The sequence below is a fragment of the Streptomyces eurocidicus genome (genome assembly GCF_002891295.1).
GTDB classification, from domain to species: domain Bacteria; phylum Actinomycetota; class Actinomycetes; order Streptomycetales; family Streptomycetaceae; genus Streptomyces; species Streptomyces eurocidicus.
Genome location: NZ_LGUI01000005.1, coordinates 272,176 through 284,995 on the forward strand (window position 1 = coordinate 272,176; position 12,820 = coordinate 284,995).

12 protein-coding genes are annotated in these 12,820 nt (G+C 75.0%); 5 read left to right on the plus strand and 7 right to left on the minus strand.

Annotated elements, in window-relative coordinates:
- Positions 1-14 precede the first annotated feature (14 nt).
- The 6 genes from AF335_RS18150 to AF335_RS18170 all read right to left on the minus strand — a co-directional run bounded on the left by AF335_RS18150 (position 15) and on the right by AF335_RS18170 (position 5,145).
- Positions 15-698, minus strand: coding sequence for a phosphoadenylyl-sulfate reductase (locus AF335_RS18150; RefSeq protein WP_102919443.1), 684 nt, complete (start codon positions 696-698; stop codon positions 15-17).
- Positions 685-861 (minus strand): hypothetical protein, encoded by a 177-nt coding sequence (locus AF335_RS34720; protein WP_170127741.1) that lies wholly within the window; start codon positions 859-861, stop codon positions 685-687. The genes AF335_RS18150 and AF335_RS34720 overlap by 14 nt, the downstream gene beginning before the upstream one ends.
- On the minus strand, positions 858-2,585 hold the full coding sequence (locus AF335_RS18155) for a nitrite/sulfite reductase (protein WP_102919444.1): 1,728 nt from the start codon (positions 2,583-2,585) through the stop codon (positions 858-860). Before AF335_RS18155 ends, AF335_RS34720 begins: the two co-directional genes overlap by 4 nt.
- Before the next feature lie 203 nt (positions 2,586-2,788).
- Positions 2,789-2,872, minus strand: coding sequence for a putative leader peptide (locus tag AF335_RS36665; protein ID WP_376697850.1), 84 nt, complete (start codon positions 2,870-2,872; stop codon positions 2,789-2,791).
- Positions 2,873-3,237: 365 nt separating this feature from the next.
- Positions 3,238-3,840: a GNAT family N-acetyltransferase gene (locus AF335_RS18165; protein WP_221505587.1), complete on the minus strand. Its 603-nt coding sequence runs from the start codon at positions 3,838-3,840 to the stop codon at positions 3,238-3,240.
- Between the two features lie 27 nt (positions 3,841-3,867).
- Positions 3,868-5,145 carry a helix-turn-helix domain-containing protein gene (locus AF335_RS18170; protein ID WP_102919446.1) on the minus strand — a complete coding sequence of 426 codons (1,278 nt, stop codon included), beginning with the start codon at positions 5,143-5,145 and terminating at the stop codon, positions 3,868-3,870.
- A 254-nt stretch (positions 5,146-5,399) separates the two neighbouring features.
- Between AF335_RS18170 and AF335_RS18175 the strand changes: the two genes are divergently transcribed.
- The 4 genes from AF335_RS18175 to AF335_RS18190 all read left to right on the plus strand — a co-directional run bounded on the left by AF335_RS18175 (position 5,400) and on the right by AF335_RS18190 (position 10,313).
- Positions 5,400-6,572: a YihY/virulence factor BrkB family protein gene (locus AF335_RS18175; RefSeq protein WP_102919447.1), complete on the plus strand. Its 1,173-nt coding sequence runs from the start codon at positions 5,400-5,402 to the stop codon at positions 6,570-6,572.
- A gap of 495 nt (positions 6,573-7,067) precedes the next feature.
- Entirely contained in the window at positions 7,068-8,201 is a 1,134-nt protein-coding gene (rsgA, locus tag AF335_RS18180; RefSeq protein WP_102919448.1) for a ribosome small subunit-dependent GTPase A, read from the plus strand.
- A gap of 115 nt (positions 8,202-8,316) precedes the next feature.
- Positions 8,317-9,810, plus strand: a complete 1,494-nt coding sequence (locus AF335_RS18185) for a DNA-3-methyladenine glycosylase 2 family protein (RefSeq protein WP_228773568.1) — start codon at positions 8,317-8,319, stop codon at positions 9,808-9,810.
- 2 nt (positions 9,811-9,812) lie between these two features.
- On the plus strand, positions 9,813-10,313 hold the full coding sequence (locus tag AF335_RS18190; protein WP_102919450.1) for a methylated-DNA--[protein]-cysteine S-methyltransferase: 501 nt from the start codon (positions 9,813-9,815) through the stop codon (positions 10,311-10,313).
- A 262-nt stretch (positions 10,314-10,575) separates the two neighbouring features.
- Here AF335_RS18190 and AF335_RS18195 read toward each other — a convergent pair whose 3' ends face one another.
- Positions 10,576-11,019: a winged helix-turn-helix transcriptional regulator gene (locus tag AF335_RS18195; RefSeq protein ID WP_146045558.1), complete on the minus strand. Its 444-nt coding sequence runs from the start codon at positions 11,017-11,019 to the stop codon at positions 10,576-10,578.
- 400 nt (positions 11,020-11,419) lie between these two features.
- Between AF335_RS18195 and AF335_RS18200 the strand changes: the two genes are divergently transcribed.
- Positions 11,420-11,791: a hypothetical protein gene (locus tag AF335_RS18200; RefSeq protein WP_146045559.1), complete on the plus strand. Its 372-nt coding sequence runs from the start codon at positions 11,420-11,422 to the stop codon at positions 11,789-11,791.
- The last annotated feature ends 1,029 nt before the right edge of the window (positions 11,792-12,820 follow it).

The following is a 12,820-nucleotide window of genomic DNA, read 5'->3' on the forward strand; positions in this document are numbered from 1 at the left end:
GCTCCCCTGTGCGGTCATCCGTGCAGCCCGCACTCCGTCTTGGCGCTCCCTGCCCAGCGGCCCGCGCGGCTGTCCTCGCCCTCCGCGACCCGGTGGGTGCAGGGCGCGCAGCCGACGGAGGCGTAGCCGTCCATCAGCAACGGGTTGGTGAGGACTCCGTGTTCGGCGACGTACGCGTCCACGTCGTCCCGCGTCCAGCGGGCGATCGGCGAGATCTTGACCTTCCCCCGCCGGGCGTCCCAGCCGACGACCGGGGTGCCGGCCCGGGTCGGCGACTCGTCGCGGCGCAGCCCGGTCGCCCACGCGTCGTACGCGGCCAGGCCGGCCGTGAGCGGCTCGACCTTCCGCAGCGCGCAGCACAGGTCCGGGTCCCGGTCGTGGAGGCGCGGCCCGTGTTCGGCGTCCTGTTCGGCGACGCTGCGGCGCGGGGTGAGGGTGAGGACGCTGACGTCCATCACGGCCGCGACCGCGTCCCTGGTGCCGATGGTCTCCGGGAAGTGGTAGCCGGTGTCGAGGAACAGCACGTCCACGCCGGGGACGGCACGGGACGCGAGGTGGGCGACGACGGCGTCCTCCATGGAGGAGGTGACGCAGAACCGCGGCCCGAAGGTCCGTGCGGCCCAGTCGAGGATGTCGAGCGCCGGGGCGTCCTCCAGCTCACGGCCCGCGCGCTCGGCGAGTATCTCAAGGTCGGTCATGGGGGGCTCCCTTGGTCAGCCCTCGGGACAGCAGTCCGAGGAACGAGAGCCGGAACGCGCGGTTGCACCCGCCGCATTCCCAGGCGCCGTGGCCCTCCTCGGAGGGTCGCAGGTCCTCGTCCCCGCAGTACGGGCAGAAGAAGGGGGCGGCTCGCTCGCTCATGAGAGATCGGCCTCCGTGGCACGCGCGGCCCAGACCGCGAACCGCTCGTCGTCCCGCCGCTGCGCGTCGAAGCGGGTCAGCACCCGCTCGACGTAGTCGGGGAGCTCGGCGGCGGTGACCTTGAGGCCGCGGACCTTGCGGCCGAAGCCGGCCTGGAGGCCCAGCGCGCCGCCGAGGTGCACCTGGTAGCCCTCGACCTGGCGGCCCTCGGCGTCCAGCACCAGCTGGCCCTTGAGGCCGATGTCGGCGGTCTGGATCCGGGCGCAGGCGTTGGGGCAGCCGTTGATGTTGATGCTGACGGGCTCCTCGAAGTCCGGCATCCGGCGTTCCAGTTCGTCGATCAGCGAGGCGCCCCGGGCCTTGGTCTCCACGATGGCCAGCTTGCAGAACTCGATTCCGGTGCAGGCCATCGTGGACCGCCGGAACGGCGACGGCCGGACCTGGAAGTCGAGCGCCTCCAGCCCCGCGACCAGCGACTCGACCCGGTCGGCCGGCACGTCGAGGATGATCATCTTCTGCTCGACGGTGGTACGGAGCCGGTCGCTGCCGTGTGCGGCGGCCAGCTCCGCGATCTTGGTGAGGGTGGCGCCGTCGACACGGCCGACGCGCGGGGCGAAGCCCACGTAGAAGCGGCCGTCGCGCTGCTCGTGCACGCCGACGTGGTCGCGCCAGCGCGAGCTGGGCTCCTCGGGCGCGGGTCCGTCGAGGAGCTTGCGCCCCAGGTACTCGTCCTCCAGGACCTGCCGGAACTTCGCCGGACCCCAGTCCGCCATCAGGAACTTCAGCCGGGCGCGGGTGCGCAGCCGCCGGTAGCCGTAGTCGCGGAAGATCCCGACGACACCGGCCCAGACGTCCGCGACCTCGTCCAGCGGCACCCAGGTGCCGAGGCGCTCGGCGAGGCGGGGGTTGGTGGACAGGCCGCCGCCGACCCAGACGTCGAAGCCGGGCCCGTGCTCGGGGTGGCGCACGCCCACGAAGGCGATGTCGTTGATCTCGTGGACCACGTCCTGGACGGGTGAGCCGGAGATCGCGGTCTTGAACTTCCGCGGCAGGTTGGAGAATTCCTTGCTGCCGATGTAGCGGTCGTGGATCTCGTCCACGGCCGGTGTGCCGTCGATGATCTCGTCCGCCGCTATCCCGGCGACGGGCGAGCCGATGATCACGCGCGGGCAGTCGCCGCACGCCTCGGTGGTCGAGAGCCCGACCGCCTCCAGCTTCTCCCAGATCGCGGGCACGTCCTCGATCCGCACCCAGTGCAACTGGATGTTCTGCCGGTCGGTGATGTCGGCGGTGCCCCGCGCGTAGCTCTGCGACACCTCGCCGATGGCCCGCAGCTGGGCGACGCTCAGCCGCCCGCCGTCGACCCGCACCCGCAGCATGAAGTACTTGTCGTCCAGCTCCTCCGGCGCGAGGATCGCGGTCTTGCCGCCGTCGATCCCGGGCTTGCGCTGGGTGTAGAGGCCCCACCAGCGCATCCGGCCGCGCAGATCGCTGGGGTCGATGGAGTCGAAGCCGGACTTGGAGTAAATCGTCTCAATGCGTGTCCGCACATTGAGACCGTCGTCGTCCTTCTTGAACTGCTCGTTCCCGTTGAGCGGGGTGAAGTGGCCTACGGCCCACTGGCCTTCGCCGCGGTGGCGGCCCGTCTTCCGGCGGGCGGCGGCGGTGGTGCTGGCGGGGGCACCCCCGGCCGAAGGCTGGGGGAGTTCCGAGGTGGCAGCCATGGCGGTATGTCCTTCGGGGTGGCTCTCAGGGCGCGGGAAAGCGTGGGCGCGACCCCGATGACACCCGCATTGAGCTGCGGGTATGCGTCAGGGGTCGGCGACGGCGACGCTGTGGCGACAAGGCGGCGGTGCAAGGGGCACTGCGGAGGGGAGGGGCGCGTCCGCGGCGATGGGGACGGCGTGCGGCGGTGCTGCTGAGGCTGTCAGCGCGCCGGACAGATGGCGCTGGACATGCGGCCGAGATCGACGTGACGTCGGCTCACCAAGACAACTCCTGCGCGGGACATGACGGAAGCGTGGCACGGCGGTCTCGGGGCAGTCCACCGTTGTCCGCGATGCGGACGTTTGTGTCTTGGGGTGTGGGACGGGGTGTTGCGGCCGGCCGCTGCGCGGGGCGTTTCCCCAGCCCCGCCCCTTCCCGAACCGGAGGCAAGCCCCCGGGCCCCCTTTTCCGCGCTCCGCGCGGTGTCCTCAAACGCCGGACGGGCTGAATTTCGCTCCTGTCCGGGGACAGCTTTTCCGTGCCACGGGCCGGCTTTTCCGCCCGGTTCCGGGTGACAAATCAGCCCGTCCGGCGTTTGAGGACCGGGGCCCGGGGCGGAGCCCCGTTCGGGAAGGGGCGGGGTGGGGAAAGGCCCGCGCAGCGGACCCGTCAGAACAGTCCCGCCCCCGGCCACGGCCCCGGCGTCGGAACATCCGGCTCCTCCTCGACCTTCGTGTCGAAGACCCGGAACCCCCGCCGCTCATAGTTCCCCAGCGCATACGGCCCGTCCTTGCTGCACGTATGCACCCACACCCGCTTCGTCGGCGCCAGCTCCCCCCACCGCTCCGCCAGATCCCACGCGCGCGCCGTGCCGATCGACAGCAGCGGCCCGCCGATGCCCCGGCCGCGGAAGGCCGGCAGGAGGCCGAAGTAGCTGATCTCCACCGTGCCCCCGTCCTGGGCGTCCAGCTCGATGTACCCGGCCGGCGTCCCGTGCTCGTACGCCACCCACGTCTCGACGCCGGGCCGCGCCAGGAACTCCTGCCAGCGGGCGTACGGCCAGCCCAGGCGGTCGGTCCAGGTGAGGTCCCCGCCCACGGCGGTGTAGAGGAACCGGCTGAACTCGGGCGAGGGCCGCTCGGACCGGACGATGCGGACGCCCTCGGGCAGACCGGACGACCCGTCGGGGCCGCCGCCCCGGAACGGTGTGAGATCGGCCGGCGAGGTCTGCTCCATGGACCACGTGGTCACACTGGTCGTACTGATGCTCATGCCGCCCAGCCAACCACGCGCCGCGCGCTATCCGGAGGGCAGTCCCCGGCGGCCGGCCAGCACCCCCGGAGCCGTCGACGCCGGCAGCGGGTCCGTACCCCCGGGCGGAGTCAGCAGCAGGACCTCGACGCTGTCCGCGAAGCGGTACGGGCGGTGGCCGAGCACCCCCGCGAGCGTGCGCCGCATCCGGGAGATCTCCGCCCGCACCGTCACCGTGCGCGACGCGTCGCCGAAGAGGTCCGCGGCCAGCTCGGCCGCCGTCCGCCCCGCCGGATGCCGGGCCAGCACGTACAGCAGCTCGGCGTGGCGCGGGCTCAGCTCCCGCGACCACTCGCCCGCCGGCCCGGAGACGGTCACCGTCCAGCTGCGCGGCAGCCGCAGATCGAGCACCACCCGGTGTGCCACCGCCTCCGCGCCGCCGCCCGGACCGGCCTCCTCCACCCGCACCAGCCAGCCGTCCGGCAGAGGTTCGAGTGAGCACGGCCCGAGCGACGGCAGCCACACCCGCCCCGCCTGCACCTCCTTGGGCAGCGCCACCCGGCCCACCGGCCCCATGCCCGTGACCGCCGCCGTCCAGCCCTCCCGGTCGACCGCCAGCGCCCGGCCCCCCACCCGGGACAGCATCGGCGCCGCGACCGCCCGCAGCCGGTCCACGGACTCCCAGTGCCGCAGCCGCAGCTCCGCCTCGGCGACCTTCGCGACGGCCGTCACCAGCGGCAGCGTCGCCGGATTGAAGGCGGGCGCCGGACCGCTGACGTTCAGCACGCCCAGCAGCCGCCCGTCGCGCGGGTCGTGCAGCGGCGCCGCCGCGCACGTCCAGCTGTGGTGGGTCCGGACGAAGTGCTCCGCGGCGTGCACCTGCACGGGGCGGCCCAGGGCCAGCGCCGTCCCGATGCCGTTCGTCCCGACCTGCTCCTCCGTCCAGGCGGCGCCCACCCGGAAGTGCAGCCGGTCCGCGCTGCGCAGCACCCCGCGCGCCCCGTCCCGCCACAGCACCCGGCCCTCGGCGTCCGTCACGGCCATCAGATGCCGCTCCACGTCCACGATCGCGCCCAGCCCCTCGCGGAGCTGCGGCAGCAGGCTCCCGAGCCGGGACGTGTGACGCCGGTGCTCGACCTCCTCGGCGGGCAGCGGCGGCGGGGACGCGCGGCCCGCGTCGGGGTCCACGCCGTGCAGCCGCGCCCGGTGCCACGACTGCCCGATCACCGCGCGCGGGGGAGCCGGAGGCGGGCCTCCCCCGAGGCTCGCCTCCCGCACGGCCGGCAGCAGGCTCTCGTCGATCGTTCCGAGGTTCACCCTGCCCATGGTGCCGTCGCACGGGCCCGCCCGTGAGGGCATCCACCGGATTGCAACGGCATGCAACCGTTGCGCCGGGGAGCGGCGCCGACGGATCCTGACGGGGAGCGGCCGGAGGGTGGTGCCGAGTCGGCGCAGCATCACCCTCCACCGGGCCTCACCGGACTTCCCCGGGCCCCCTCCGGTTCCGCCCGCGGCCGCCCCCCTCCCGTACCTCCCGCCACGGTGCGAACGAACCTGGCCAGGGCCGATACGGTTAGAGCGTGCAGGCAGCAAACGAACCATCGGGGCGGCGTACCGGCCGTCTCCACAGGGCAAGGGTCCTGTACCGAAATGTCTCGAAGCGCAGGATGGCCTGGCTGCTCCTCAAGGACACCGTCAACTCCTGCATCGAGTACCGCGTCACGGGACTCGCGGCCGAGGCGGCGTTCTTCACCCTGCTGTCGCTGCCGCCCCTGCTGCTCGGCCTCCTCGGCCTCCTCGGCTACTGGGACGACTGGACCGGCACGAACACCATCGGGTCCATCCAGGAGAACATCCTCAAAGCCTCGGCCACGGTGCTCAGCGACAAGGGCGTCAACGAGATCGCCAAGCCGCTCCTCCGGGACGTCACCAAGGGCCGCCCGGACGTCATCTCGGTCGGCTTCGCCATCGCCCTGTGGTCCGGCTCGCGGGCCGTGAACGTCTTCGTGGACACCATCACGATCATGTACGGGCTGGAGGGCAAGCGGGGCATCGTCAGGACCCGGCTGCTCGCCTTCCTCCTCTACATCGTCGCCCTCCTCGTCGGGGCGGTGGCGCTGCCGCTGATGGTGGCCGGACCCGAGGCGGTGGTCGACATCGTGCCCTGGAGCGCGGACGTCGTCCGCTTCCTGTACTGGCCCGTCGTCATCCTGCTGTCCATCGCGTTCCTGACCACGCTCTACCACGTGTCCGTACCCGTCAGGTCGCCCTGGCAGGAGGACATCCCCGGGGCACTCGTCGCCCTGACGATGTGGGTGGTCGGCAGCCTCCTGCTGCGCATCTACCTCACGCACACCGTGGAGGGCCTCACCATCTACGGCTCGCTGGCCGCGCCCGTCGCGGTGCTGCTGTGGATCGGCGTCTCGGCCTTCGCCGTCCTCGTCGGCGCGGCCGTGAACGCGGCCCTCGACCGCGTCTGGCCCTCCGTCGCCACCGCCGCCGCCCGCGCCGAGGTGGACGGCGTGCGGGCCGCCGCCGCGGCCCAGGAGGCGGCCGAGCGGGCCGCCCGCGCCTTCGAGGCGAGGTTCGACGACGACGACTACGGGCCGGGGGACGACGGTGTGATGGGCCGGGACTGCGAGCCGCCCTCGGAGTTCCCCGAGCGCTGGGCCCAGTTCCTGCCCCCCGAGGACGTCCGCGCCCGCCTCCACAAGCCGGAGCACCGTCCCAAGCACGCGAAGCCGCGCGACTAGCGCGGCGGCCGCCGTCACCCCGGCCGCCGTCACCCCGGCCGCCGTCACCCCGGCCGCCGTCACCCCGGCCGCCGTCACCCCGGCCGCCGTCACCCCGGCCGCCGGCCGGGCCGGAGAACCGGCCCGGCCGGCGCTTTCGCGTACCGGACGAGGGAGACCGGAAGAGCCCGGGGCCCGGAACCGGCCGCCGGAAAACCGGTTGACCGGGCCGCACGGCCCCGGGCTAGGGTGAGGAAGATCCACGCGGTGGCCGGCCCCGGCCCCCGCGCCCGGCCGTTCACGAACCAGGAGGTGTGACCGATGGCTGTTCCCACGATGCGCGCTGTCCGCGTCCAGAAGCCCGTCCGTTCCACCTCCGTGGTCTCCGGCTGACGCTCCCCGGCCCCCGTCGGCCGCCGCCGTCCTCCCGACGGCGCGCGCCGGCGCCCGTCGGCATGCGTCGACACCCACCGCGCGTGCGCGCGGTGCCGGAGACACCCTTGTGAAGGGTCTCCCTTGTCTTTCCCGTCCTTCCCCCCTCTTCCTTCTCCCTCCACCCTCTCCGCGCCCTCGCACCCGCTGTCCGGCCACGGCTGGGACGCCGACTGGGCCGCCGAGTTCGCCCCGTACGCCGAGCGGGGCCTCACCCCCGGCCGGATCGCCCGCGTCGACCGGGGCCGCTGCGACCTCGTCGTCCCCGACGGCGACACCGTGCGGACCGTCCACGCCGACACCGGGCTCGTCACCACCGGCGACCCGCAGCGCATCATGTGCACCGGCGACTGGGCGGCCGCCGACCTCGCCCAGGGGTTCGTCCGGGCGCTGCTCCCGCGCCGCACGGCCTTCGTGCGGTCCACCTCCTCCAAGCGCTCCGAGGCCCAGATCCTCGCGGCCAACGTGACCCACGCCGTCATCGCCGTCTCGCTCGCCGTCGAGCTGGACCTCGGCCGGGTCGAGCGCTTCCTCACCCTCGCCTGGGAGAGCGGGGCCGCGCCCCTGGTCGTCCTCACCAAGGCCGACCTGGTGGCCGACCCCGTGGTGCTCGGCCACCTCCTCGACGACACCGCCGTGGTGGCGCCGGGCGCCCAGGTCCTCGCCGTCAGCGCGGCGACCGGAGAGGGCGTCGACGTCCTCGCCGCCGCCCTCTCCGGCGGCACGGCCGTGCTCCTGGGCCAGTCCGGCGCCGGGAAGTCCACCCTCGCCAACGCGCTCGCCGGGGCGGACGTCCAGAACGTCCACGCCACCCGGGACAGCGACGGCAAGGGCCGCCACACCACCACCACGCGCAATCTGCTGACGATGCGCGGCGGCGGCGTACTGATCGACACGCCCGGACTGCGCGGCGTGGGCCTGTGGGACGCCGACGGCGGCGTCGCCCGGACCTTCGCGGAGATCGACGCGCTGGCGCGGGAGTGCCGCTTCCACGACTGCGCCCACGGCGGCGAGCCCGGCTGCGCGGTCCTCGCCGCGCTCGACTCCGGCGAGCTCCCCGAGCGCCGCCTCGACAGCTACCGTAAGCTGATCCGCGAGAACGAGTGGATCGCCGCCCGCACCGACGCCCGCCTGCGCGCCGAGATCCGGCGCGACTGGAAGCGGAAGCAGGCCGTGGGCCGCCACATGGCGGAGCGCAAACGAGGAAGCGCCCGCTAGTCCACGCGCGCCCCGGCAGGGCGCACCGCGCCGCTCGGCACGGCCCTCACCCCAGGTGAGGGCCATGTCCGATTCCCGCCAGTACCAGGTCCGTGCGTACCGCAGACTGGAACACATGACGGACACCACGGCACAGCTCCGGGAGGACTCCCGCTACGAGGCGGTGAGCAGCCGCGACGCGCGCTTCGACGGAGAATTCTTCTTCGCGGTGGCGACCACCGGCATCTACTGCCGGCCCAGCTGCCCGGCGGTCACCCCGAAGCGCGCCAACGTCCGCTTCTACCCCTCGGCCGCCGCCGCCCAGGGCGCGGGCTTCCGCGCCTGCCGCCGGTGCCGCCCCGACGCCGCGCCCGGCTCCGCCGACTGGAACGTCCGCGCCGACCTCGTCGGCCGGGCCATGCGGCTCATCGGCGACGGCGTCGTCGACCGCGAGGGCGTCGCCGGGCTCGCCGACCGGCTCGGCTACAGCGCCCGCCAGGTCCACCGCCAGCTCACCCAGGAGCTCGGCGCCGGCCCCGTCGCCCTCGCCCGGGCCCAGCGCGCCCACACCGCCCGGATCCTCCTCCAGACCACCGCCCTGCCGGTCACCGAGCTCGCCTTCGCGTCCGGCTTCGCCAGCGTCCGGCAGTTCAACGACACCATCCGGACCGTCTACGCCCGCACCCCCAGCGCGCTGCGCGCCGAGGCGGCGGCGAGTCGGAACGAGCTCCGGCCCACCACCGGCGCGCCCACCGGCGTCCCCCTGCGGCTCGCCCACCGAGGCCCCTACGCGGCCCGGGAGATCTTCGACTTCCTGGCGCGCCGGGCCGTCCCCGGCGTCGAGGAGATGACGGGTGCCCCCGGCGCCCGCCGCTACCGCCGCACCCTCCGCCTCCCCTACGGCACCGGGATCACCGAGGTCCGCGAGCCGGCCGAAGGCGGCCGGAACCGCTGGCTCGACTGCCGGCTGCACCTCGCCGACCTGCGCGACCTCGCGACGGCCGTCCAGCGGACCCGCCGCCTCTTCGACCTCGACGCCGACCCGTACGCCGTCGCCGACCGGCTCGGCACCGATCCGCGCCTCGGCCCCCTCGTCGCCGCCCGGCCGGGCCTGCGCTCCCCGGGCGCGGCGGACGGCGACGAGCTCGCCGTCCGGGCCGTGCTGGGCCAGCAGGTGACCGTCGCGGCCGCCGTCCGGCTCACGGGCGCGCTCGTCGCCGCGTACGGCAAGCCCCTCACCGCGCCCGACGGCACCCTCACCCACCTCTTCCCCGAACCCGGCGCCCTGGCCGGAGCCGCCCTCGACGAGCTCGGCATGCCCGAGTCCCGCCGCCGGGCCCTGCGCGCGCTCGCCACCGCCCTCGCCGACGGCGCCGTCCGGCTCGACCCCGGCGTCGACCGCGAGGCCACCGAGCAGGCCCTCCTCGCACTGCCCGGCATCGGCCCCTGGACGGCCGGCTACGTCCGCATGCGGGCCCTCGGGGACCCCGACGTCTTCCTGCCGGGCGACGCCGGCGCACGGCACGGCCTCGCCGCGCTGGGCGCGCCGCCGACCGCCGCCGGGGACTGGCGCCCCTGGCGCTCGTACGCCCTGCACCACCTCTGGAACCACGCCGCGAAGGACGACTGACCATGCTCTACACCGAGATCGACAGCCCGCTCGGCCCGCTGCTCCTCACCGGCACGCCCTCGGACACCGCGCCCGGCGGCACCGCCGTCGCCTCGCTGACGGTGCCCGGCCAGAAGAACGCCCCCGCGATCGCCGCCGACCGGCGGCGCGACCCCGGCGCCTTCGCCGAGGCCGAGCGCCAGCTCCGGGCGTACTTCGCCGGGGAGTCCGAGGGCTTCGCCCTGGAATTCGCCGTCCAGGGCACGGAGTTCCGCCGCAAGGTATGGGAGGCGCTCGACGACGTGCCCTACGGCACCACCACGAGCTACGGCGAGCTGGCCGCCCGCGTCGGCGCCTCGCGCGCCGCGGTACGGGCCGTGGGCGGCGCGGTCGGCGCCAACCCGCTGCTGGTCCTGCGCCCCTGCCACCGGGTGATCGGGGCGGACGGCTCGCTGACCGGCTACGCGGGTGGGCTGGAGCGGAAGCGGTTGCTGCTGGGGCTGGAGGGGGCGGGGGTGGTCTGAGCGGTAAGGGTGGGTGCGCCTGCGGCGGGCTTTTCCCCAGCCCCGCCCCTTCCCGTAACCGGGGCTCCGCCCCGGACCCCGGTCCTCAAGCGCCGGACGGGCTGAAAATCAGCCCGTCCGGCGCTTGAGGACATTCGGGAAGGGGCGGGCTGGGGAAAAGCCCGCCGCAGGCGCACCGTCACCCTCCCGCCCACGCCTCCCCGTGCCCGCCCAGCCGCCGCCGCTCCACCCCGTAGAGCCCCGCCACGAAGCCCGGCGCGGGTCAGGGGCCCGCGGTCCAGCCCCGCTCGGCCGCGTGCCAGCCCAGCTGGAGGCGGGTGGTCACGCCCGCCAGCTCCATCAGCCGCTTGACCCGCCGCTGCACCGTCCGCAGCCCCAGCCCGAGCTGCTTGGCGACGCTCGTGTCCGTCAGTCCGGACAGCAGCAGCGAGAGGACCTCCAGATCGAGGGCGTCGGGACCCTCGGCCGCCGCGGCGCGGGCCCGCAGGGGGCGGGCTTCGTGCCAGACGTCCTCGAACAGGTCCACCAGGGACGTGAGCAGGACACCGGGGTGCACCAGCAGGGCCGTGGGCTCGGCCGGCTCACCCGTGCGCGGGGTGAGTGGTACGAGCGCGATCGCGCGGTCGGCGACGACGAGCTCGGCGGGCACCCGGTCGACCACCCGCACCCGGGTGGGCGCACCGGGGCCGGGAGCCTCGGCAGGCACCTTCCGCCTCAGCTGTTGCGGCAGTCCCGGCAGCCCCAGAAGGCCGGTAACGGCCGTGCGTTCGACAACAGCCCTGTGGGGGACGTCTTCGAGCGTGTCCGCCGCCGCGGACCCGGGTCTGTCGGCCAGCAGCACGCACACCTCTTCGGTGGCTCCACGCCGCATTCTGAGCAGATGTTCGGCAACAGCGGACGCGCCGTTCACCAGTTCCACCGCACTCTGGGCGGAAGCCCTTTCGGGCCTCCGCCCACACGGTACTGTCTCCCGGACGGCGTCCAGACCTATGGCACTGAGCACGCGACATCCCTCCCCGCAAGCGCGTTCCGACTTCGGTCATCATCCCTGGGGGACGACCCCCGCGCACTCTTCCCGTATGGGCCACAGTGTGGACAATAAGGGCATGAGTCATCAGGGGGACCCGCGCACCGGTCAAGAGGACGCCTGGTGGGGCGAGTTGTACGACAAAAATGCACCCGACACCGGATCCGCCGCGAAGGAAGACAGCCTCGACGAACGCTTCACCTCCGCCTCCGCGGTGGTCGCGGCGGAACCGAGGTTCGTGAAGTCCAGGGCGAAGGCGGCGCCCGGGCCGGACCGCCCGGCACCGCCGCAGGCGGGCGGCCTGCCGTCGCTGCCCAAGAACTACGGAAGGCCGCCGGGCCGGGGACGGCCGGGCCCCGCCGACCCGGCCTCCCGCCGCCGCCCGACCCGGGCGGCCCCGGCCGCCCGCGCCCACGGCCTCGGAGCGGATCGTGGGCGACGCGCCCCCTGATCCGAGGGCGCCGCAGGTCCCGCCGCCGAGGGTGCCCGGTCCGCCGGGCGTTCCCGGCCGGCCGGCCCGGCCCGACCTGAGGGCGCCCATCAGGAAGCAGGTCCAGAAGCAGAACGTGCGGGACGCCGGCCGGGCGGTCGGCGCACAGGCGGAGAAGCCGCTGAAGCCGGTCCGCCATCCGAAGCCGCCGAAGGCGGCGAAGCCCCCGCGGCCCCGCCAGGCGGCCGTGCCGGAACAGCCCACCGAGCGCGCGCCGTCCCCGCCGCGGTCCCCCTCGCAGCCGCCGCCCCCGTCCCAGGACCGGCCCCCGCGCTCCCGCCCCGTGACCGGCTCCTGGCCCATCCGGAGCGGCCCCGTCCCGCCCATCCGCCCCCCGGCGCCGAGGCCGCCGAGGCGGAGCGGCCGCCCGGTGGAGCCCGCCTCACCGACCTGGCCGGACCAGCCCGCCGGTCTCACGGAACCACCACCGCCGTCCCGTCGGACGGGCGCCCGCCTCCGGCCGGGGGCGCGGGCTCGGCCGCACCGCCTTCCCTCCGGCCGGACCGGCCGTCCGGCCCCGCGCGGTCCGGCCCCGCCGGGGACCCGGCGGGGCCCACGGGCACCGAGCCGCCGCCGGTCTGGCCGGACCCGTCGCCGGAGTCCGCGTCCGCCTCGTCGTGGTGGGAGGAACGGCCGCCCGCGCCCCCCGGCCCCCGCTCCTCCCTCTGGCCGGACGAGCCGCTCGACGGCGCCCCGCCGGAGCCGCCGAGGCCACCCGTGCTGGGTACGGGCGCGGATCCGTCGGCGGGCTTCTGGCCGGACGCGCTGCCCGATGGCACCCCGCCGCCGGGCAGGCGAAAGGCGCCCAGGCTCCCCGACGCGGACCTGATGCCGGAACCCCGGTCGTCCTTCTGGTCGGATCAGCCCGTCGACACGATGGGGTCGCCGGGCGGTGCGCCGGCAGGAGAGGACGCGGCGGGGCCGGAGGCGGGCCCCGGGACGCCCGGCCGCCCGGAGCCCCGGTCGTCCGGATCCCCGCGACCCGAGGAG

Bases quoted from the DNA above. Each gene is read 5' to 3' on its own strand.
- AF335_RS34720 (WP_170127741.1), bottom strand. From the start codon at position 861: ATGAGCGAGCGAGCCGCCCCCTTCTTCTGCCCGTACTGCGGGGACGAG.
- AF335_RS18185 (WP_228773568.1), top strand. From the start codon at position 8,317: ATGACGGACACCACGGCACAGCTCCGGGAGGACTCCCGCTACGAGGCG.
- AF335_RS36665 (WP_376697850.1), bottom strand. From the start codon at position 2,872: ATGTCCCGCGCAGGAGTTGTCTTGGTGAGCCGACGTCACGTCGATCTC.
- AF335_RS18200 (WP_146045559.1), top strand. From the start codon at position 11,420: ATGAGTCATCAGGGGGACCCGCGCACCGGTCAAGAGGACGCCTGGTGG.
- AF335_RS18150 (WP_102919443.1), bottom strand. From the start codon at position 698: ATGACCGACCTTGAGATACTCGCCGAGCGCGCGGGCCGTGAGCTGGAG.
- AF335_RS18165 (WP_221505587.1), bottom strand. From the start codon at position 3,840: ATGAGCATCAGTACGACCAGTGTGACCACGTGGTCCATGGAGCAGACC.
- AF335_RS18155 (WP_102919444.1), bottom strand. From the start codon at position 2,585: ATGGCTGCCACCTCGGAACTCCCCCAGCCTTCGGCCGGGGGTGCCCCC.
- AF335_RS18190 (WP_102919450.1), top strand. From the start codon at position 9,813: ATGCTCTACACCGAGATCGACAGCCCGCTCGGCCCGCTGCTCCTCACC.
- AF335_RS18170 (WP_102919446.1), bottom strand. From the start codon at position 5,145: ATGGGCAGGGTGAACCTCGGAACGATCGACGAGAGCCTGCTGCCGGCC.